Source organism: Streptomyces sp. NPDC001315 (assembly GCF_042896175.1).
Lineage (GTDB): Bacteria > Actinomycetota > Actinomycetes > Streptomycetales > Streptomycetaceae > Streptomyces.
Map to the genome: position 1 here is coordinate 48,184 of NZ_JBIAWZ010000002.1, position 17,890 is coordinate 66,073.

Annotated in this window: 17 protein-coding genes; 3 read left to right on the top strand and 14 right to left on the bottom strand. The window is 70.7% G+C overall.

Features of this window, described 5'->3' with window-relative positions:
• Positions 1 to 33: 33 nt before the first annotated feature.
• From ACFY16_RS07375 to ACFY16_RS07385, 3 genes are all read right to left on the bottom strand, one after another.
• Positions 34 to 285: a hypothetical protein gene (locus tag ACFY16_RS07375; RefSeq protein WP_390646153.1), complete on the bottom strand. Its 252-nt coding sequence runs from the start codon at positions 283 to 285 to the stop codon at positions 34 to 36.
• Complete coding sequence (locus tag ACFY16_RS07380) at positions 263 to 2,494, bottom strand: MMPL family transporter (protein ID WP_390646154.1); 2,232 nt, start codon at positions 2,492 to 2,494, stop codon at positions 263 to 265. Before ACFY16_RS07380 ends, ACFY16_RS07375 begins: the two co-directional genes overlap by 23 nt.
• Before the next feature lie 214 nt (positions 2,495 to 2,708).
• Entirely contained in the window at positions 2,709 to 3,035 is a 327-nt protein-coding gene (locus ACFY16_RS07385) for a hypothetical protein (protein ID WP_390646155.1), read from the bottom strand.
• Positions 3,036 to 3,219: 184 nt separating this feature from the next.
• Between ACFY16_RS07385 and ACFY16_RS07390 the strand changes: the two genes are divergently transcribed.
• Positions 3,220 to 4,035: an SAM-dependent methyltransferase gene (locus ACFY16_RS07390; RefSeq protein WP_390646156.1), complete on the top strand. Its 816-nt coding sequence runs from the start codon at positions 3,220 to 3,222 to the stop codon at positions 4,033 to 4,035.
• Positions 4,036 to 4,097: 62 nt separating this feature from the next.
• On the opposite strand, the gene gatB is transcribed toward ACFY16_RS07390, so the two are convergent.
• The 10 genes from gatB to ACFY16_RS07440 form a co-directional block, all read right to left on the bottom strand.
• Positions 4,098 to 5,612 (bottom strand): Asp-tRNA(Asn)/Glu-tRNA(Gln) amidotransferase subunit GatB, encoded by a 1,515-nt coding sequence (gene gatB, locus ACFY16_RS07395; protein WP_390646157.1) that lies wholly within the window; start codon positions 5,610 to 5,612, stop codon positions 4,098 to 4,100.
• A gap of 15 nt (positions 5,613 to 5,627) precedes the next feature.
• Positions 5,628 to 5,870, bottom strand: coding sequence for a hypothetical protein (locus ACFY16_RS07400; RefSeq protein WP_351151463.1), 243 nt, complete (start codon positions 5,868 to 5,870; stop codon positions 5,628 to 5,630).
• Entirely contained in the window at positions 5,867 to 7,360 is a 1,494-nt protein-coding gene (gene gatA / locus ACFY16_RS07405; RefSeq protein ID WP_390646158.1) for an Asp-tRNA(Asn)/Glu-tRNA(Gln) amidotransferase subunit GatA, read from the bottom strand. The genes ACFY16_RS07400 and gatA overlap by 4 nt, the downstream gene beginning before the upstream one ends.
• 7 nt (positions 7,361 to 7,367) lie before the next feature.
• Complete coding sequence (gene gatC / locus ACFY16_RS07410) at positions 7,368 to 7,664, bottom strand: Asp-tRNA(Asn)/Glu-tRNA(Gln) amidotransferase subunit GatC (RefSeq protein ID WP_018531282.1); 297 nt, start codon at positions 7,662 to 7,664, stop codon at positions 7,368 to 7,370.
• Between the two features lie 104 nt (positions 7,665 to 7,768).
• Positions 7,769 to 8,260, bottom strand: coding sequence for a cupin domain-containing protein (locus ACFY16_RS07415; RefSeq protein WP_390646159.1), 492 nt, complete (start codon positions 8,258 to 8,260; stop codon positions 7,769 to 7,771).
• 173 nt (positions 8,261 to 8,433) lie between these two features.
• Positions 8,434 to 10,749, bottom strand: a complete 2,316-nt coding sequence (locus ACFY16_RS07420) for a putative bifunctional diguanylate cyclase/phosphodiesterase (protein ID WP_390646160.1) — start codon at positions 10,747 to 10,749, stop codon at positions 8,434 to 8,436.
• Positions 10,750 to 11,008: 259 nt separating this feature from the next.
• Entirely contained in the window at positions 11,009 to 13,201 is a 2,193-nt protein-coding gene (gene ligA / locus ACFY16_RS07425) for an NAD-dependent DNA ligase LigA (protein WP_390646161.1), read from the bottom strand.
• Between the two features lie 15 nt (positions 13,202 to 13,216).
• Complete coding sequence (locus ACFY16_RS07430) at positions 13,217 to 14,224, bottom strand: methionine synthase (RefSeq protein WP_390646162.1); 1,008 nt, start codon at positions 14,222 to 14,224, stop codon at positions 13,217 to 13,219.
• Positions 14,225 to 14,289: 65 nt separating this feature from the next.
• Positions 14,290 to 14,988, bottom strand: coding sequence for an SDR family oxidoreductase (locus ACFY16_RS07435; protein WP_390646163.1), 699 nt, complete (start codon positions 14,986 to 14,988; stop codon positions 14,290 to 14,292).
• A gap of 7 nt (positions 14,989 to 14,995) precedes the next feature.
• A complete protein-coding gene (locus ACFY16_RS07440) occupies positions 14,996 to 15,535 on the bottom strand; it encodes a TIGR00730 family Rossman fold protein (protein WP_390646164.1) in 540 nt (179 codons plus the stop codon).
• A 50-nt stretch (positions 15,536 to 15,585) separates the two neighbouring features.
• Here ACFY16_RS07440 and ACFY16_RS07445 point away from each other — a divergent pair, with 50 nt between their 5' ends.
• Positions 15,586 to 15,909 carry a DUF427 domain-containing protein gene (locus ACFY16_RS07445; protein ID WP_390646165.1) on the top strand — a complete coding sequence of 108 codons (324 nt, stop codon included), beginning with the start codon at positions 15,586 to 15,588 and terminating at the stop codon, positions 15,907 to 15,909.
• A gap of 37 nt (positions 15,910 to 15,946) precedes the next feature.
• Positions 15,947 to 16,726, top strand: coding sequence for an alpha/beta fold hydrolase (locus ACFY16_RS07450; protein WP_390646166.1), 780 nt, complete (start codon positions 15,947 to 15,949; stop codon positions 16,724 to 16,726).
• Between the two features lie 24 nt (positions 16,727 to 16,750).
• Here the strand turns inward: ACFY16_RS07450 and mnmA are convergent, their stop codons facing one another.
• Complete coding sequence (gene mnmA / locus ACFY16_RS07455) at positions 16,751 to 17,881, bottom strand: tRNA 2-thiouridine(34) synthase MnmA (RefSeq protein WP_390646167.1); 1,131 nt, start codon at positions 17,879 to 17,881, stop codon at positions 16,751 to 16,753.
• Positions 17,882 to 17,890: the final 9 nt, after the last annotated feature.

Genomic DNA, 17,890 nt, shown 5'->3' on the forward strand with positions numbered 1-17,890 from the left:
CCTGCACCGTACGGACGGAGTCTGAGAGCGCCCTTAATGATCGTTGTGACCGGTACGCGCGCGTGCCTCGCGCCACTCGGGGGCGAGAACGGACCACACCTCGAGGTCGTGCCGTACGCCGAGCATGGCCCGCGCGGACGCGACGTCCGTCTCCTTCGACCCGAAGGCGATGAACTGCCCGATGAAGTCCCTGCCCCGGTCCAGATGAGCCAGGAACTCCTCGGCGTGCCAGGGCTCCAGCGGCCGCAGCTCGGCCCCGTCGTCACCCAGCGATATCGCGTACATCCTGCTTCCGCCCCTTCTCCAGTACGTCCGTGACGTCCGCGAGCCTCTCATGGGCGGCTCGGCACTCGGGCGGTTCGATGCTGATGCGCGGCAGGCCGCGGTCGAGCCAGCGGGGCAGCCACCAGTTGGCGCCGCCCAGCAGGTGCATCAGGGCGGGCACGAGCAGGGTGCGCAGGACGAAGGCGTCGATGGCGACGGCGGCGGCGAGCGCGATGCCGAACATGGCGATCACGCGGTCGCCGCTGAGCACGAAGGCGAGGAAGACCGAGATCATGATGACCGCGGCCGAGTTGATCACCCGGCTGGTCTCGGCGAGGCCGACGCGGACGGCCCGGCGGTTGTCGCCGGTCTCCAGCCACTCCTCGTACATCCGGCTGACCAGGAAGACCTGGTAGTCCATCGACAGGCCGAAGAGCACCGACACCATGATCACGGGGAGGAAGGGCTCGATCGGGCCGGCGCGGCCCAGGCCGAGCAGTTCGCTGCCCCAGCCCCACTGGAAGACCGCGACGACGATGCCGAAGGCGGCGGCGACGGCTGCCACGTTCATCACGGCGGCCTTGAGCGGGATGCCGAGGGAGCGGAAGGCGAGCAGGAGCAGTACACAGCCGAGCCCGATGACGACCCCGACGAACAGCGGCAGCTTGCCGATGATCACGCCGGCGAAGTCGTCGTAGGAGGCCGTCACCCCGCCGACCCGCACGTCGAGGGAGGTGCCCGCCTCGGCGCGTGGCAGTACCTCGGTGCGCAGCCGGTCGACGAGGTCACTGGTGCTTCGCGACTGCGGCGCGGAGTCGGGGACGACGGTGAAGTACGCGGTGCGGCTGAGGGAGTCGTACGTCACCGGCGTCACCGACGCGACGCCCTCGGCGGTGCGCAGCGTGGTGTCGAGGTTGTCGAGGGCGAGCCTGTCCTCGGCTCCGCCGACCCCGGTGACGAGGGTGAGGGGGCCGTTGACGCCCGGGCCGAAGCCGTCCGCGAGGAGGTCGTACGCCTGGCGCGTGGTGGTGGACTTCGGGTCGTTGCCCTGGTCGGAGGTGCCCAGCCGCAGGGAGAACGTGGGCAGCGCGAGGACGGCGATGACGACGACGGCGACGGTGCCGAGCAGCTTGGGGTGGCGCTCGACGAACGCCGACCAGCGGGCGGCGAACCCGGTCGGCAGTTCCGGCTCGGGCCCGTGTTCGACCAGGCGGCGCCGCTCACGGCGGCTGAGGGCACGCATGCCGATGAAGGACAGCAGGGCGGGCAGCAGGGTCACCGAGGCCGCGACCGTCAGCACGACGGTGAGCGAGGCGGCTATCGCGACGCCGTTGAGGAAGTTCAGCCGCAGGATCAGCATTCCCAGCAGGGCGATGCAGACAGTGGCGCCGGCGAAGACGACCGCACGTCCGGTGGTGGCGACGGCGTTGGTGACCGCCTCGGCGACCGGCAGACCACGTTTCAGACCCCGCCGGTGCCGGGTGACGATGAACAGGGCGTAGTCGATGCCGACGCCCAGACCGATCAGCATGCCGAGCATGGGGGCGAAGTCGGCGACGGTCATGGTGTGTCCGAGCAGCACGATCCCGGCGTACGCGGTACCCACGCCCACCAGGGCGGTGGCGATGGGCAGCAGCGAGGCGGCGAGCGAGCCGAAGGCGAGGAACAGCACGACCGCGGCCACGACCACGCCGACCACCTCGGAGAGGTGCGCGCCCGACGACTCGGTGAGCGCGATGGCGCTGCCGCCCAGCTCCACCTGGAGCCCGCCGCTCTCGGCCGCCTTGGCTGCGCCGACCACGGCCTGCGCCTCGGACTTCGTGATCTCCTCGGCCGGGTCGTCGAAGGTGACGGTGGCGTACGCCGTACGGCCGTCGTCGCTGATCCGGCTCGCGCCCCGGTCGTCGCCGTACGGGCCGGTCACGGAGGCGACCCCGGGCAGATCCGCGATCTTCTCCAGGACGCGGGTCATCGTCTGTTCGACGTCGGCGGCGCGGACGGTGCCGGACCCGGTGTGCCAGATGACCGTGTCGCTGTCACCGCCGAGGCCCGGAAAGCCGTCCTTCAGCAGCTGGGTGGCGCGGCCCGACTCGGTACCGGGGACCTCGTAGTCGTTGGAGTACGCGGAGCCGGTGACGGCGGCTGCCGCCGTCATCCCGCCGAAGGCCAGGAGCCACAGCACAACGACGACGAGGCGGCGTCGGACACACCAGCGCGCAAGGGCTGCCACGAACGTACTCCCGGGACGACTATGTGTGGATCTTTGACCGGGAACAGTCGTCCATTAACTGAACAGCCCTCAAAGAACACATGAGCAATATGACGTCACTCTTTCAGGCTTAACTGATCGTTTGTCGCGTTCGTGGGCTTGTTCACATGACTGGGGGGCGCCTCACAGGACAGTTTTATGAACTCTGTCGCGCCGACGGGCACTTCGGACGACGTCAGTCGAATTGATCGCCGACCGCCATCACCATCACTCCGGCGATCAACAGCCACAGGGCCCGCCGGGTGTGTCCCCGAAAACCCAGGACCGCCGCGAGCGCGCAGACGGCGGCGCCGAGGGCGTAGGCCGCCGGGGCGAGAGCCGGAACGGAACCGGTGCGACGGAGCAGTGCCGCGGCCAGGCCCGCCAGGGTCAGCAGGCTTCCGGTACCGGCCGCCGTCCAGCGGGCCCGCCGCGCGTCCTCGGTCCGGTCGTCCGTGTCGTGCGTCTCGGCTATGTCGGCATCCCTTTCGGCATCCGTCTCGGAATCAGTACGACCACTCATGGCGGGCGAGCGTAGTCCCTCCGGCTGAGAAAACCGGCTGCGGGGAGTGTCCTCGGCTGCTAGCGTCCCGGCCGTCCGAAATTCCCGGCACATCGCCGCCGACCCGAGCAGGTGCATTGTTTGAAGGTCCGACCGAGCTCCGACGCCATCCCTTCTTCCAAGGACCCAAGGAGCCCGTTCACCGATGTCCGACACCACACCCGACATCACTCAGAGCACCTCGACCGACGCCCTCACTAGTCGCCTGACCCGGGTCCGCTACCCGCGCAGCAGTCGCTACGACGTCCGCTGGACCATCGAGAACCAGATGGGCCCGCACGCGCTGTGGCTGCTGGAGTGGCTGGCCCCCGCCCTCGGCCCGGACACCCTGCGCCCCGGCGCACGCGTCCTCGACCTGGGGTGCGGTCGCGCCATGACCTCCGTCTTCCTCGCGAAGGAGTACGACGTCCAGGTCACCGCGGCCGATCTGTGGGTGAAGCCCGAGGAGAACGCCGCGCGCATCGCCGCGGCGGGCGTAGCCGACCGGGTGCTGCCCGTGTTCGCGGAGGCGCACGACCTGCCGTTCGGCGAGGGCACGTTCGACGCGATCGTCTCCATCGACGCGTACCAGTACTTCGGCACCAACGACCTGTATCTGCCCACGCTGACCCGGCTGCTCAAGCCCGGGGGGCGGATCGGTGTCGTCGTACCCGCGCTGCGGGAGGAGCCGGCGGGCGCCGAGCCGCCGGAGCATTTGAAGCCGTTCTGGGACCCCGGCTTCTGGGCCTTCCACTCCGCTGCCTGGTGGCGGCGCCACTGGACCCGCAGCGGGGCCGTGGAGGTCGAGGCCGCCGACTGGCAGCCCGACGGCTGGAAGGACTGGCTGCTGTGGAGCGAGGTGTGCGCCGAGGAGAGCCCGAGCGAGTTCATGGCCGGCCTGGCCCGTGAGTCGGTCGAGCTGGTGCGCGCCGACGAAGGCCGCGCGCTCGGCTTCGTACGCGTGGTCGGCCGCCGCGTCTGATCACATGCCTGGGGGGATGCATCGGTGTCGATGCATCCCCCCAGGGTTCACGAGAGCGGGACTCAGCCCTCGCTGACGCCCAGCTTCTCCAGGATCAGCTCCTTGACGCGGGCCGCGTCGGCCTGGCCACGTGTGGCCTTCATGACCGCGCCGACCAGGGCGCCGGCCGCGGCCACCTTGCCGCCGCGGATCTTGTCCGCGACGCCCGGGTTGCCGGCGATGGCCTCGTCGACGGCGGCGGTCAGCGCGCCCTCGTCGGAGACGACCTTCAGACCGCGCTTCTCGACGACCTCGTCCGGGGTGCCCTCGCCCGCGAGGACGCCCTCGATGACCTGGCGCGCCAGCTTGTCGTTCAGATCACCGGAGGCGACCAGCTTCGTCACCCGGGCGACCTGCTCCGGCGTGATGGCCAGCTCGTCGAGCGTCGTGCCCGACTCGTTGGCGCTGCGGGCGAGTTCGCCCATCCACCACTTGCGGGCGGAGGCGGCGTCGGCACCGGCGTCGATCGTGGCGACGATCGGGTCCAGGGCACCGGCGTTGAGGATCGACTGCATGTCGGTCGCCGAGATGCCCCACTCCTCGCGGAGCCGGTTGCGGCGGACCAGCGGCAGCTCGGGCAGGCCGGAGCGGATCTCCTCGACCCACTCGCGGGACGGGGCGATCGGCACCAGGTCCGGCTCCGGGAAGTACCGGTAGTCCTCGGCCTCCTCCTTCACCCGGCCCGAGGTCGTCGACCCGGTGTCCTCGTGGAAGTGGCGGGTCTCCTGGATGATCGTGCCGCCGCTGCTCAGCACGGCCGCGTGCCGCTGGATCTCGAAGCGGGCCGCGCGCTCGACGGACCGCAGCGAGTTGACGTTCTTGGTCTCGCTCCGCGTGCCGAACTTCTCGCGGCCGTGCGGGCGCAGCGACAGGTTCACGTCGCACCGCATCTGGCCCATCTCCATGCGGGCCTCGGAGACGCCGAGCGCCTTGATGACCTCGCGCAGCTCACGGACGTACGCCCGGGCGACCTCGGGGGCACGCTCGCCGGCACCTTCGATCGGCTTGGTGACGATCTCGATGAGCGGGATGCCCGCGCGGTTGTAGTCGAGCAGGGAGTGGGACGCGCCGTGGATACGGCCGGTGGCGCCGCCGACGTGGGTCGACTTGCCGGTGTCCTCCTCCATGTGGGCGCGCTCGATCTCCACGCGGAAGGTCTCGCCGTCCTCCAGCTGTACGTCGAGGTAGCCGTTGAAGGCGATCGGCTCGTCGTACTGGGAGGTCTGGAAGTTCTTCGGCATGTCCGGATAGAAGTAGTTCTTCCGGGCGAAGCGGCACCACTCGGCGATCTCGCAGTTGAGCGCGAGACCGATCTTGATGGCCGACTCGACGCCGGTCGCGTTGACGACCGGGAGCGAGCCGGGCATGCCGAGGCAGGTCGGGCAGGTCTGCGAGTTGGGCTCGGCGCCCAGCTCCGTGGAACACCCGCAGAACATCTTGGTCTTGGTGCCGAGTTCGACGTGGACCTCGAGGCCCATGACGGGGTCGTACGACGCCAGCGCGTCCTCGTACGACACCAGGTCGGTCGTGGTGGTCACGGTGAAACTTCCCTCTCAGCCCAGCAGGACGTCGTCGTCGCCCAGCCGCTTCAGCTCGCGGTAAAGGATGGCGAGGCCGGTGACGATCGCGACGGCCGACACGGTGGCGTCGATCAGGCGCAGTGTGTCGTGCTCGGCGCGGGCCTTCTTGATCTGCTTGGCGACCCCCATCGCACCGAAGGCGGTGGTGGCCATGGACAGGTACGTACCGGACTTGGACTTCTTGAAGCCCTTGGCCTTGGACAGTGCCTTACTCACAGCGACGGAGCCTCCTCGATCAGCGGGTGCCCCCACCTTTCCACGAAGGCTGCCTCGACGGCGGCGCCGACCTTGTAAAGACGGTCGTCCTTCAGCGCCGGGGCGATGATCTGCAGGCCGACCGGGAGGTTGTCCTCCGGGGCGAGACCGCAGGGCAGCGACATGGCCGCGTTGCCCGCCAGGTTGGTCGGGATGGTGCAGAGGTCCGCGAGGTACATGGCCATCGGGTCGTCGGCGCGCTCGCCGATCGCGAAGGCGGTGGTCGGGGTCGTCGGGGAGACGATCACGTCGACCTGCTCGAAGGCCTTCTCGAAGTCGCGCGTGATGAGCGTGCGGACCTTCTGGGCGGAGCCGTAGTAGGCGTCGTAGTAGCCGCTCGACAGCGCGTACGTGCCGAGCATGATCCGGCGCTTCACCTCGGGGCCGAAACCGGCCTCGCGGGTGATCGACGTGACCTCCTCGGCGGAGTGCGAGCCGTCGTCGCCGGTACGGAGGCCGTAGCGCAGGCCGTCGAAGCGGGCGAGGTTGCTGGAACACTCGCTCGGCGCGATCAGGTAGTACGCCGACAGCGCGAGATCGAAGGACGGGCAGTCCAGCTCGACGATCTCCGCGCCCAGCTCCTTGAGGAGGGCGACGGACTCGTCGAAGCGCTGGATGACGCCGGCCTGGTAGCCCTCGCCGCGGAACTGCTTGACGACGCCGACACGCATCCCGGCGACGCTGCCGTTACGGGCGGCCTCGACGACCGGCGGGACCGGGGCGTCGATGGAGGTGGAGTCGAGCGGGTCGTGCCCGGCGATGACCTCGTGCAGCAGCGCCGCGTCCAGGACCGTACGGGCGCAGGGACCGCCCTGGTCGAGGGAGGACGAGAAGGCGACCATGCCGTAACGGGAGACCGCGCCGTACGTCGGCTTCACGCCGACCGTGCCGGTGACGGCGGCCGGCTGGCGGATGGAGCCGCCGGTGTCGGTGCCGATGGCCAGCGGGGCCTGGAAGGAGGCCAGGGCGGCACTCGAACCGCCGCCGGAGCCGCCGGGGATCTTGGTCAGGTCCCACGGGTTGCCGGTCGGGCCGTAGGCACTGTTCTCCGTCGACGACCCCATGGCGAACTCGTCCATGTTGGTCTTGCCGAGGATGACGACGTCGGCGGCCTTCAGCCGCTTGGTGAGCGTCGCGTCGTACGGCGGGATCCAGCCCTCGAGGATCTTCGAACCGACGGTCGTCGGAACGCCCTCGGTGGTGAAGATGTCCTTCAGCGCGAGCGGGACGCCGGCCAGCGGGCCGAGCTTCTCGCCGCGCTCGCGCTTCTCGTCGACAGCGCGGGCCTGCGCGAGGGCACCCTCGCGGTCGACGTAAAGGAAGGCGTGCACCTTCTCGTCGACGGCCTCGATACGGGCCAGGTGGGCCTCGGTGACCTCGACGGCCGTGAGCTCGCCGGAGGCGATCTTCGCGGCGGTCTCGGCGGCGGTGAGCCTGATGATGTCCGTCATGATGGTCTTAGTCCTCCCCCAGGATCTGCGGCACCTTGAAACGCTGCTGCTCCTGGGCCGGGGCGCCGGAGAGCGCCTGCTCGGGGGTGAGCGACGGACGGACCTCGTCCGCTCGCATGACGTTCGTCAGCGGGAGCGGGTGAGAGGTCGGCGGTACGTCTTGGTCGGCGACCTCGCTGACGCGGGCCACCGCGCCGATGATGTCGTCCAGCTGGCCGGCGAAGTGGTCGAGCTCTTCGGGCTTCAGCTCCAGACGCGCCAGCCGAGCGAGGTGGGCGACCTCCTCGCGCGTGATGCCAGGCATGCAGCGTTCCTCTGGGGTGAGTGTGTGTGGTTTGGGGCCAATCCTAGGGGGCCGAGCCCCGTGCACGTGAAACGGTTTCCCCCCGGGGGCCCGGAAGGCCCTCCTCAGCGGCGGCCGTCCCAGGCGGCACTCCGCAGGAAGTGGTTGTCGTAGAGCTCCTGGACCTCCAGCAGGCTCTCCGGGCCGACCTCACCCAGGCGGATGCGCTGCAGATGGCGGAAGTACTCGAAGCGCTCGACGCCCGGGGTGATGACGATGAGGATGTCGGCGGCGGCCCCGGGAGCGGCGGCGAAGGCGTGCGGCTTGCCCGGCGGGACGATGACCAGGTCGCCGCGCTCCGCGGTGACGATGTCGTCGCCGGAGAGGAGCTCCGCGGCACCGTCGAGCATGAAGAACATCTCGGCCGAGTTGTTGTGCAGGTGGGGGTAGGCACCGTCGGCGCCCTCCGCGAGGGTGATCCGCACGGTGGACAGCGCCCCTCCGGACGCACTGCTGTCGGCCAGCAGCCTGACGGCGACGGGAGCGCCACCGATCACTTCGGCCTCCGCATCACGGACGACCACGGACGCGTCGAACTTCGGCACGAACAGCGACATTTCCGAACCCCCTCATGACAGTTACGGACACGTTCAGGCCGCGAAGAGCAGCCCGGCACTGATCAGGACAACGACGGCCGTGACGTAGTGGATCCGAAGGCGACGGCTTTCGTACCGCCGTCGCGCAGCACTATTGCGCTTCACCCCTCAGCTGGGCTGAACGGGTGGAAGAGTCACTCGTCGGACGCCGCCGCGGGCAACGCCGCCGCCGGTCGCTGCCAGCCCCGGGACCCTCGCGCCCGCAGCCACGCCGTCGTCTCCTCGGCAGGCATCGCGGCAGCGACCAGCCAGCCCTGTACGGCGTCGCAGCCCATGTCGCGCAGGCGCTCCCAGGTCTCGTCGTCCTCGACGCCCTCGGCGACCACGAGGAGGCCGAGAGAATGGGCGAGGTCGACCGTGCAGCGCACGATCTCCGCGTCCTCCGTGTCCACGGCCAGCCGGGCCACGAACGAGCGGTCGATCTTCAGCTCGCTGACGGGCAGCCGGCGCAGGTGCACCAACGAGGAGTAGCCGGTGCCGAAGTCGTCCAGGGACATCTTCACGCCGTGCCCCGTCAGCCCGGCGAGGGTGTCGGCGGCGCGCTGCGGTTCCTCGAGGAGGACGTGTTCCGTTATCTCCAGCTGGAGCGCCCCTGCAGGGACACCGTGCCGGGCGAGGCGAGCGGCGACGGAGCCCGCGAAGCCGGGTGTGTGGACGTCGCGCGGGGAGACGTTGACCGCGACCGGCACGTACAGGCCCTGGGCGCGCCACCGGGCGACCTGGGCCAGCGCCGTGTCCAGGACGTACTCCGTCAGGTGGGGCATCAACCCGGAGGACTCGGCGATCGCTATGAACTCGTCCGGCGGGACCTTGCCGCGTTCGGGGTGCACCCAGCGCACCAGGGCCTCGAGACCGGCGACCTGTCCGTCGAAGCGGACCTTGGGCTGGTAGTGCAGCTGGACCTCGTGGGCGTCGAGGGCCCGGCGCAGATCGCCGAGCAGTCCGAGCCGGTCCGGGGTGTTCGAGTCGCGCTTGGACTCGTAGACCTCGACCCCCGTACGGTCCCTTTTGGCCTGGTACATCGCGACGTCCGCCCGGCGCAGCATCCCCTCGGCGTCCAGGGCGTGATCGGGGAAGACGGCGACGCCCGCGCTGGCCTCCAGCACGAGGGTGAGTCCGTCGAGGTCGAGCGGGGAGCTGAGGGCGGCGACCAGGCCGCGGGCGATGCGGGTCGCGGACGTCGTGGAGTCGGCGACCGGCAGTAACACGGCGAACTCGTCCCCGCCGAGCCGGGCGGCCTCCGCCCCGCGCGGCAGGGCCAGGCGCAGCCGGTCGGCTATCTGGAGGAGCAGCCGGTCGCCGGCGAGATGACCGAGGGTGTCGTTGACCGAGCGGAAGCGGTCGAGGTCGATCAGCATCAGGGCGGCGCGGGCGCCGATGCGCTCGGCGTCGTCCAGGGCCGTCCATATGCGTTCCAGCAGCCACTGGCGGTTGGGCAGGCCGGTCAGCGGGTCGCGCAGCTGCTCCTCGGCACGGGCCCGGGCTATCCACAGGGTGGCGTCGAGGGCGACGAGCGGGATGGAGAACAGCGGCAGCAGGATGGGCTCGGCGGCGGCGACCACGCAGACCAGGGGTGCGATGCCGAGCAGCGCGACCGCGACCAGGCCCTGTCTGACCAGGGCGGTGCGAGCGACGGTGGGCAGTCCGCCGTCGCGGGGGGCGTGCAGGTACCACAGCACGGTGCGGGTCACCGCGAGGTACGCGGCTGCGACCAGCACCACCTGGGGGGCGGTGTAGAGGGTCCAGGTGTCGGGGTTCCAGGGGGTCTCGACGGACGGCACGCGTCCGAAGGCCGCGAGCACCAGGGCTCCGGCGCCGATGCCGAGGATGTCCACCGCGCCGTGCAGGACGCCCGGCCGCCAGCGGTGGCGCCTGGCTATGCCGACCAGGACGACGACGGTGAGACTGACCATGCCGGCGGGCGCCCAGCCGTACAGCAGCAGCACGGAGAGGGTGAGGGCGGCGCCGGATCCGGTGCCGCCCCACCAGCGGGCGTGGCCCAGCATGACGAGGTGGCCGACGATGATGCCGGTGAGTACGGCCAGCGACCAGCCGACGGTACCGGCCGGGAAGAGTGCGTGGCTGCCGGTGAACGCCCGGTAGAAGCCGGCGCCCAGGACGAACCCGGCCGCCGCGACGACCCCCGCGGGCAGCGCGGGCCAGGACAGGTGCCGTTCGGACTCGGTGCCGGGCAGGCCGGTCGCGTGTTCGGTGTCGAGGCGGGCGTGGCGGAGGCCGTCAGTCGTGAGGGGCCGGGCGGAGCCGTGGCCGTCAGTCGTCAGGGGCCGGGCGGAGCCATGGCCGTCCACGGTGGTGCGACGGCCGGCCGCGCGCCCCTCCGTGCCATCGCGCGCCGAAGCCCGCGTCCCCCACCGGCTGTCCCGCCAGGCGCCGGTGACCCGGCGCAGGCGCAGCCGTGCGTCCGGGTCGGCGCTCTCGGTCGGTTCCATTCCCGTCCCTCTCACAGCCGGCGGTGCCCACGCCACGCGGCCCGATGCCCGACAACCATCAACGGCGCCGCGTTGGAAAACCCTTCCCCTTGCCCACCAGGAGCACGGAGATGCCCCGACCGCAGCTGGGCACGGCAGGCGCACGCCTCAACAGTAGGCCGCAGAAGGCTTCCACGGGCAGCGGTCGTCGACGGTTGCCCGATTGCGCCCCTACCACCCGTATGCATCTGGTATGCGCCGATCGGGTGGTCTTCAACCGCTACTCCTCGGTCGGAAGGGCGACTTCGGCCGCCGCCTCCGGCCCCTGTTCCAGTAGGACGTTGAAGCCGTCCTCGTTCAGAACCGGAACCTTGAGTTGCATCGCTTTGTCGTACTTCGATCCGGGATTGTCACCCACAACGACGAATGACGTCTTCTTCGAAACCGAACCGGTCACCTTCGCTCCGCGGCTCTGCAGCGCCTCCTTGGCGCCGTCACGGGTGAAGTGTTCGAGTGTGCCGGTGACCACGACAGTCAGGCCTTCGAGCGGACGCGGGCCCTCGTCCTCACCGGAACCCTCCTCCTCCATGCGGACGCCGGCGGCCTTCCACTTGCGGAGGATCTCCTGGTGCCACGCCTCGGCGAACCACTCCTTGAGGGAGGCGGCGATGATCGCTCCGACGCCGTCGGTGTTCGCCAACTCCTCTTCGGTCGCCTGCTCGATGCGGTCGATGGAGCGGAACTCGCGAGCCAGCGCCTCGGCCGCCACCGGCCCCACATGACGGATCGACAGGCCGGTGAGGATGCGGGCGAGCGGGCGCTCCTTGGCGGCCGCGATGTTCTCCAGCATGGCAAGAGCGTTCTTCTTCGGCTCGCCCTGCTGGTTGGCGAAGACGGTGGCGACCTTCTCCTCGCCGGTCTTCGGGTCGCGCTTGGGCAGGCCGCTGTCCTGGTCGAGCACGTACGCCTTGATGGGCAGCAGTTGCTCGATGGTGAGGTCGAACAGGTCACCCTCGTCCGTCAGCGGCGGGTCGGCGGGCTCCAGCGGCTTGGTCAGGGCCGCGGCCGCGACGTATCCGAAGTGCTCGATGTCCAGCGCCTTGCGACCGGCGAGATAGAACAGACGCTCACGCAACTGGGCGGGGCAGGTACGGGCGTTCGGGCAGCGCAGGTCGACGTCGCCCTCCTTCATCGGCCTGAGCGGCGTACGGCACTCGGGGCACTCGGCCGGCATCACGAACTCACGCTCGCTGCCGTCGCGCAGGTCGACGACCGGTCCGAGGATCTCCGGGATCACGTCACCGGCCTTGCGCAGCACCACGGTGTCCCCGATGAGGACGCCCTTGGCCTTGACCACGTCCTGGTTGTGCAGGGTCGCGAACTCGACCTCCGAGCCGGCCACCGTGACGGGCTCGACCTGGGCGTACGGCGTCACCCGGCCCGTACGGCCCACACCCACCCGGATGTTGACGAGCTTGGTGTTGACCTCCTCCGGCGCGTACTTGTACGCGATCGCCCAGCGCGGCGCCCGGGCCGTGGACCCCAGCCGACCCTGGAGGCGGATCTCGTCGAGCTTGACGACGACTCCGTCGATCTCGTGCTCGACGGAGTGCCGGTTCTCGCCGTAGTACGCGATGAACTCCCGTACGCCGTCGAGGTCGTCGACCACCTTGTTGTGCCGGGAGGTGGGCAGGCCCCAGGTCTTGAGCAGGTCATACGCCTGGGAGAGGCGAGTGAGGCCCGCGTACCCCTCCAGGGCGCCGATGCCGTGGACGACCATGTGGAGCGGCCTGGTCGCGGTGACCCGCGGGTCCTTCTGGCGCAGTGAACCCGCCGCCGCGTTGCGCGGGTTGGCGAAAGGCTTGTCCCCGGCCTCGACCAGGCGTGCGTTGAGCTCCTCGAACTTCTCCATCGGGAAGTAGACCTCGCCGCGGATCTCCACGAGGTCCGGGACCCGGTCGCCGGTCAGGCGGTCCGGAATCTCCGCGATCGTACGGACATTGGGCGTGATGTCCTCGCCGGTGCGGCCGTCACCGCGGGTGGCCGCGCGCGTGAGGCGGCCGCGCTCGTAGGTGAGGTTGACGGCGAGGCCGTCGACCTTCAGCTCGCACAGGAAGTGATGGCCGGAGGTACCTACGTCCTTGGCCACGCGCTCCGCCCAGGCGGCCAGTTCCTCGTCGCTGAAGGCGTTGTCGAGGGAGAGCATGCGCGAGCGGTGCTCGACCGACGTGAACTCCGTCGCGTACGCCCCCGCGACCTTCTGGGTCGGTGAGTCGGGCGTGCGCAGTTCGGGGTGCTCCTCCTCCAGCGCCTCCAGGGAGCGCAGGAGCTTGTCGAACTCCACGTCGCTGATGACGGGAGCGTCCTTCACGTAGTACCGGAAGCGGTGCTCCTCGATCTGCTCAGCCAGCTGCGCGTGCTTCTCCCGTGCCTCGACGGGCACCGTCGTCTCCGCTTGCTTGTCGCCGGCCACCGTGTTGTCCTCCCGTTACTCTGGGTTGTCCGCGAGAGATCTCGCCGCCAGGACGCAGTGGGCGAGCGCCCTGCGCGCGTACTCGGGCGAAGCCCCCGCGAGTCCGCACGACGGAGTGATCGTGACCGCCTCCGCGAGAAGTCCCGGTGGCAGCCCCAGCCTGCGCCACAGCGTCCTGACACCCATGACGCTACCGGCAGGGTCCGACAACGGGCCGTCCGTGCCGGGCAGCACACCGGCGAACAGCCGTGTCCCGCCTTCCACCGCCTCGCCGATCGCGTCGTCGTCACGCTCGGTGAGGAGCGAGAAGTCGAAGGACACCGCCGCCGCGCCGGCCCGGCGCAGCAGGGCGAAGGGGACGTCCGGTGCGCAGGAGTGGACCACGACAGGGCCGTCGCCGTGAACCCCGAAGACGTCCCGGAGGGTGGCCTCCACGATCTGCCGGTCGACCGCGCGGTGGGTGCGGTAGCCGCTCGCGGACTTCACCTGGCCGCGCAGGACGGCGGTGAGGGAGGGTTCGTCGAGCTGGAGGACGAGCCGGGCGCCGGGGATGCGGCGGCGCACCTCGGCGAGGTGCAGCCGGAGCCCCTCGGCGAGGGAGGCGGCGAGGTCGCGGCAGGCGCCGGGGTCGGAGAGGGCCGCCTCGCCGTTCCGCAGTTCCAGGGCGGCGGCCAGGGTCCAGGGACCCACCGCCTGTACCTTCAGCGGCCCCTCGTACTCCTGCGTGAACTCCTCCAGCGCGTCCAGGTCCTCCCCCAGCCACGACCTGGCCCGCTTGGTGTCCCGCCCCGGCCGGTCCCCGAGCCGCCACCCGCTGGGCTCCACGCGCGCGTACAGCTCGACGAGCATCCCGGCGGTCCGTCCGATCATGTCCGCGCCGGGTCCGCGGGCCGGCAGCTCGGGCAGGAACGGGAAGTCCTCGAAGGACCCGGTGGCGGTCTTGGCGGCCTCGCGGGCGCCACCGCCGGGGAGGGAGCCGACGCCGGTCGCGGGACCGAAGCTGAACTGCTTGTCTTCACTCACCCCGGAAGCGTACGGCTCCGCCGGTGCGCCGGTTCGGGGTGTGCCGCCCGTGAAGAAACCCTCCGTCACCGCCCCGGTCGCACCGTCAGGTCGTTGACCTCCGCGTCCCTCGGCAGGTCGAGGGCCATCAGGATCGTCGTCGCGACCGACTCGGGGTCGATCCACTTCGCCGGGTCGTACTCCTTGCCCTCCTGCTGGTGGACCTTGGCCTGCATCGGGCTGGCCGTGCGGCCGGGGTAGACGGAGGTGACGCGGACGCCGTTCGCGTGCTCCTCGTGGCGGAGGGAGTCGGCGAGGGCCTTCAGGCCGTGCTTCGAGGCCGCGTACGCCGACCAGTCGCCGTGGGCGTTCAGGCCCGCGCCGGAGTTCACGAACACCACGTGGCCGCTTGCGACGCGCAGCTGGGGCAGGAAGTGGCGGGTCAGCTCGGCGGGGGCGATCAGGTTGACGTTGAGCTGGTGGCGCCAGGACTTCGGGGTCAGCTCCCCCACCGGGCCCAGGTCGACGACGCCCGCGATGTGCAGCAGGGAGTCCACCCGGTCCGGAAGGGTCTGGTGGGAGAACGCCCAGCTCAGCTTGTCGGGGTCCGCCAGGTCACCGACCAAGGTCCGCGCCCCGGGGAACCCGGCCGCCAGTTCCTTCGCACGCCCGGCGTCGCGCGCGTGCAGCACGAGCTCGTCTCCGCGCGCGTGCAGGCGGCGGGCGACGGCCGCGCCGATGCCGGAACCCGCCCCGGTGATCACATGAGTAGCCATGCCTGCCATGCTCGCATCACTCGATGCCCTGGCTCTCCTCCAGGTAGGCCAGCGCGCCGACCGGCTCCTCCGCGAAGAACACCAGGTCGGTGAGGGGGATGGGCAGGAAGCCCTCGGCGTCCATGCGTCGGAACTGCTCCTTCAGGCCGTCGTAGAAGCCCGCGCTGTTGAGCAGCACCACCGGCTTGTCGGTGTGCCCGTGCTTCTTCAGTTCGAGGATCTCCGTGGCCTCGTCGAGCGTCCCGGTGCCGCCGACCATGATCACGACGGCGTCGGCCTTCTCCAGGAGCAGCTTCTTGCGCTCGGCGAGGTCCCGCGCGATCACCATCTCGTCGGCGCCCGGACGGGCCTTCGCCGCCAGGAAGTCCACGGAGACCCCGCAGAGCCGTCCGCCTGTCTCCTCGACTCCGTCGGCGACCACCTTCATCAGACCGACGTCCGAACCGCCCCACACGAGCGTGTGACCGCCTTTGCCCAGCAGCTCCGCGAACTCGCGCGCGGGGCGGGTGTAGCGGTCGTCGAGGTCGGCGGCGGAGAGAAAGACACAAATACGCATGCGGCCACCGTACGCGGGAAGAACCGGGGCCCCGTAGGCGCTCTCCAGGTATGGCCGAAGGACACACGATCACCATCGAGCAGGGCACACAGCGCGTCCGGGTCGTCCACGGCGACCGGACACTGGCGGAGAGCGACCGCCCCCTCGTACTGCGCGAGACGGGCTGTCCCCCGCGGTACTACATCCCCGCCGAGGACGTACGGCTCGACCTGCTGACGCCCTCCGACACCCACACGTACTGCCCGTTCAAGGGGACGGCCTCGTACTGGTCGCTGCCCGACGCGGCGGACCTCGTCTGGGCCTATCCCGACCCCAAGCCGGACGTCGCCGAGATCAAGGACCACTTCTGCTTCTACGAAGTAGAGGTGTCGTGACCGATTAGTCCGGTTCCGGATGGCAGTCTCGACAAGCATGGACAAGAAGACGATCTCGCGCGACGGCACCTCCATCGCGTACGAACGCACCGGCCAGGGCCCGGCGGTCGTCCTGGTGAGCGGCGCGATGTCCGCGCGCGGCACGGTGGCGCCGCTGGCCGGGCCCCTCGCGGACCGCTTCAGCGTCATCTCGTACGACCGCCGGGGCCGCGGCGAGAGCGGCGACACGGCGCCGTACGCGGTGGCCCGTGAGGTCGAGGACATCGCCGCGCTCGTCGAGGCGGCGGGCGGTGACGCGGCGCTGTACGGCATCTCGTCGGGCGGCGCGCTGGCGCTGCAGGCGGCGGCCGCCGGACTGCCGGTCCGTCAGGTCGCCGTGTACGAGACGCCGTTCGCCGACTACGGGGGCGGCGCGAAGGGGCGCGCCGAGTACACCGAGAACCTGGACCGGGCGCTCGCCGACGGGCGGCGCGGTGACGCGGTCGAGCTGTTCCTCCGTCTCACCGGCCTGGCCGAGGAGATGATCCAGAGCGCCCGCCGGTCCCCCATGTGGCCCCCGATGGAGGCGATCGCCCCGACCCTGGCCTACGACAACGCGGTCATGGGCGACGGCCTCGTCCCCCGGGACCGGCTGGCGTCGATCACTGTCCCCGTCCTGGCCGTCGCGGGCGGCGAGAGCCCCAAGTGGCTGCGTGAGGCGACCAGGGCGGTCGCGGAGTCCGCACCCCAGGGCACCTACCGCGTCCTGGAGGGCCAGACCCACATGGTGGACCCGAACGCGCTGGCACCGGTGCTGGCGGAGTTCTTCACCGCGTAGTGCACGCGCGCGTGCGCAAACGGCTCAGGCCACCCCGGCCGTCGCCCGCACCGTGGTCGCGATGGTCGCCGACCCCACCACGCGTGTGCCGTCGTACAGCACGATCGCCTGGCCGGGGGCCACCCCGCGGACCGGCTCCGTGAAGGTGACCTCAAGGGTGCCGTCGACCAGGGCGGCGGTCACCTCGGTCTCGCCGCCGTGGGCGCGCAGCTGGGCGGTGTAGGTGCCGGAGCCGGTCGGGGCGGCGCCGCACCAGCGGGGCTTGACGGCGGTCAGTCCCGTCACGTCCAGGGCGGCCGCCGGGCCCACCGTCACCGTGTTGTCGACCGGCGAGATGTCGAGCACGTAGCGCGGCTTGCCGTCGGCGGCCGGAGTGCCGATGCGCAGGCCCTTGCGCTGGCCGATGGTGAAGCCGTACGCGCCCTCGTGCGTGCCCACCTTGGTGCCGGACTCGTCGACGATGTCGCCCTCCGCCTTGCCCAGGCGGGAGGCCAGGAAGCCCTGGGTGTCGCCGTCGGCGATGAAGCAGATGTCGTGCGAGTCCGGCTTCTTGGCCACGGCCAGGCCCCTGCGCTCGGCCTCCGCGCGGATCTCGTCCTTCGTGGTGAGCGTGTCGCCGAGCGGGAACAGGGCGTGCGCCAGCTGCCTGTCGTCCAGGACGCCGAGGACGTACGACTGGTCCTTGGCCATGTCTGAGGCGCGGTGCAGTTCGCGGGTGCCGTCCTCCCGGACCAGCACCTTCGCGTAGTGCCCCGTGCACACCGCGTCGAAGCCCAGCGCCAGCGCCTTGTCCAGGAGGGCGGCGAACTTGATCTTCTCGTTGCAGCGCAGGCACGGGTTCGGGGTGCGCCCTGCCTCGTACTCGGCGACGAAGTCCTCGACCACGTCCTCACGGAAGCGGTCGGCGAGATCCCAGACGTAGAACGGGATGCCGATGACGTCCGCGGCGCGGCGGGCGTCGCGCGAGTCCTCGATGGTGCAACAGCCACGCGCGCCCGTACGGAACGACTGCGGGTTCGCGGAGAGCGCGAGGTGGACACCGGTCACGTCGTGGCCGGCTTCCGCCGCGCGGGCGGCGGCGACGGCGGAGTCGACCCCGCCCGACATGGCGGCGAGGACGCGGAGGGGGCGGGAGCGCTGCGGGGTGTCAGTCATAGCTCTTCA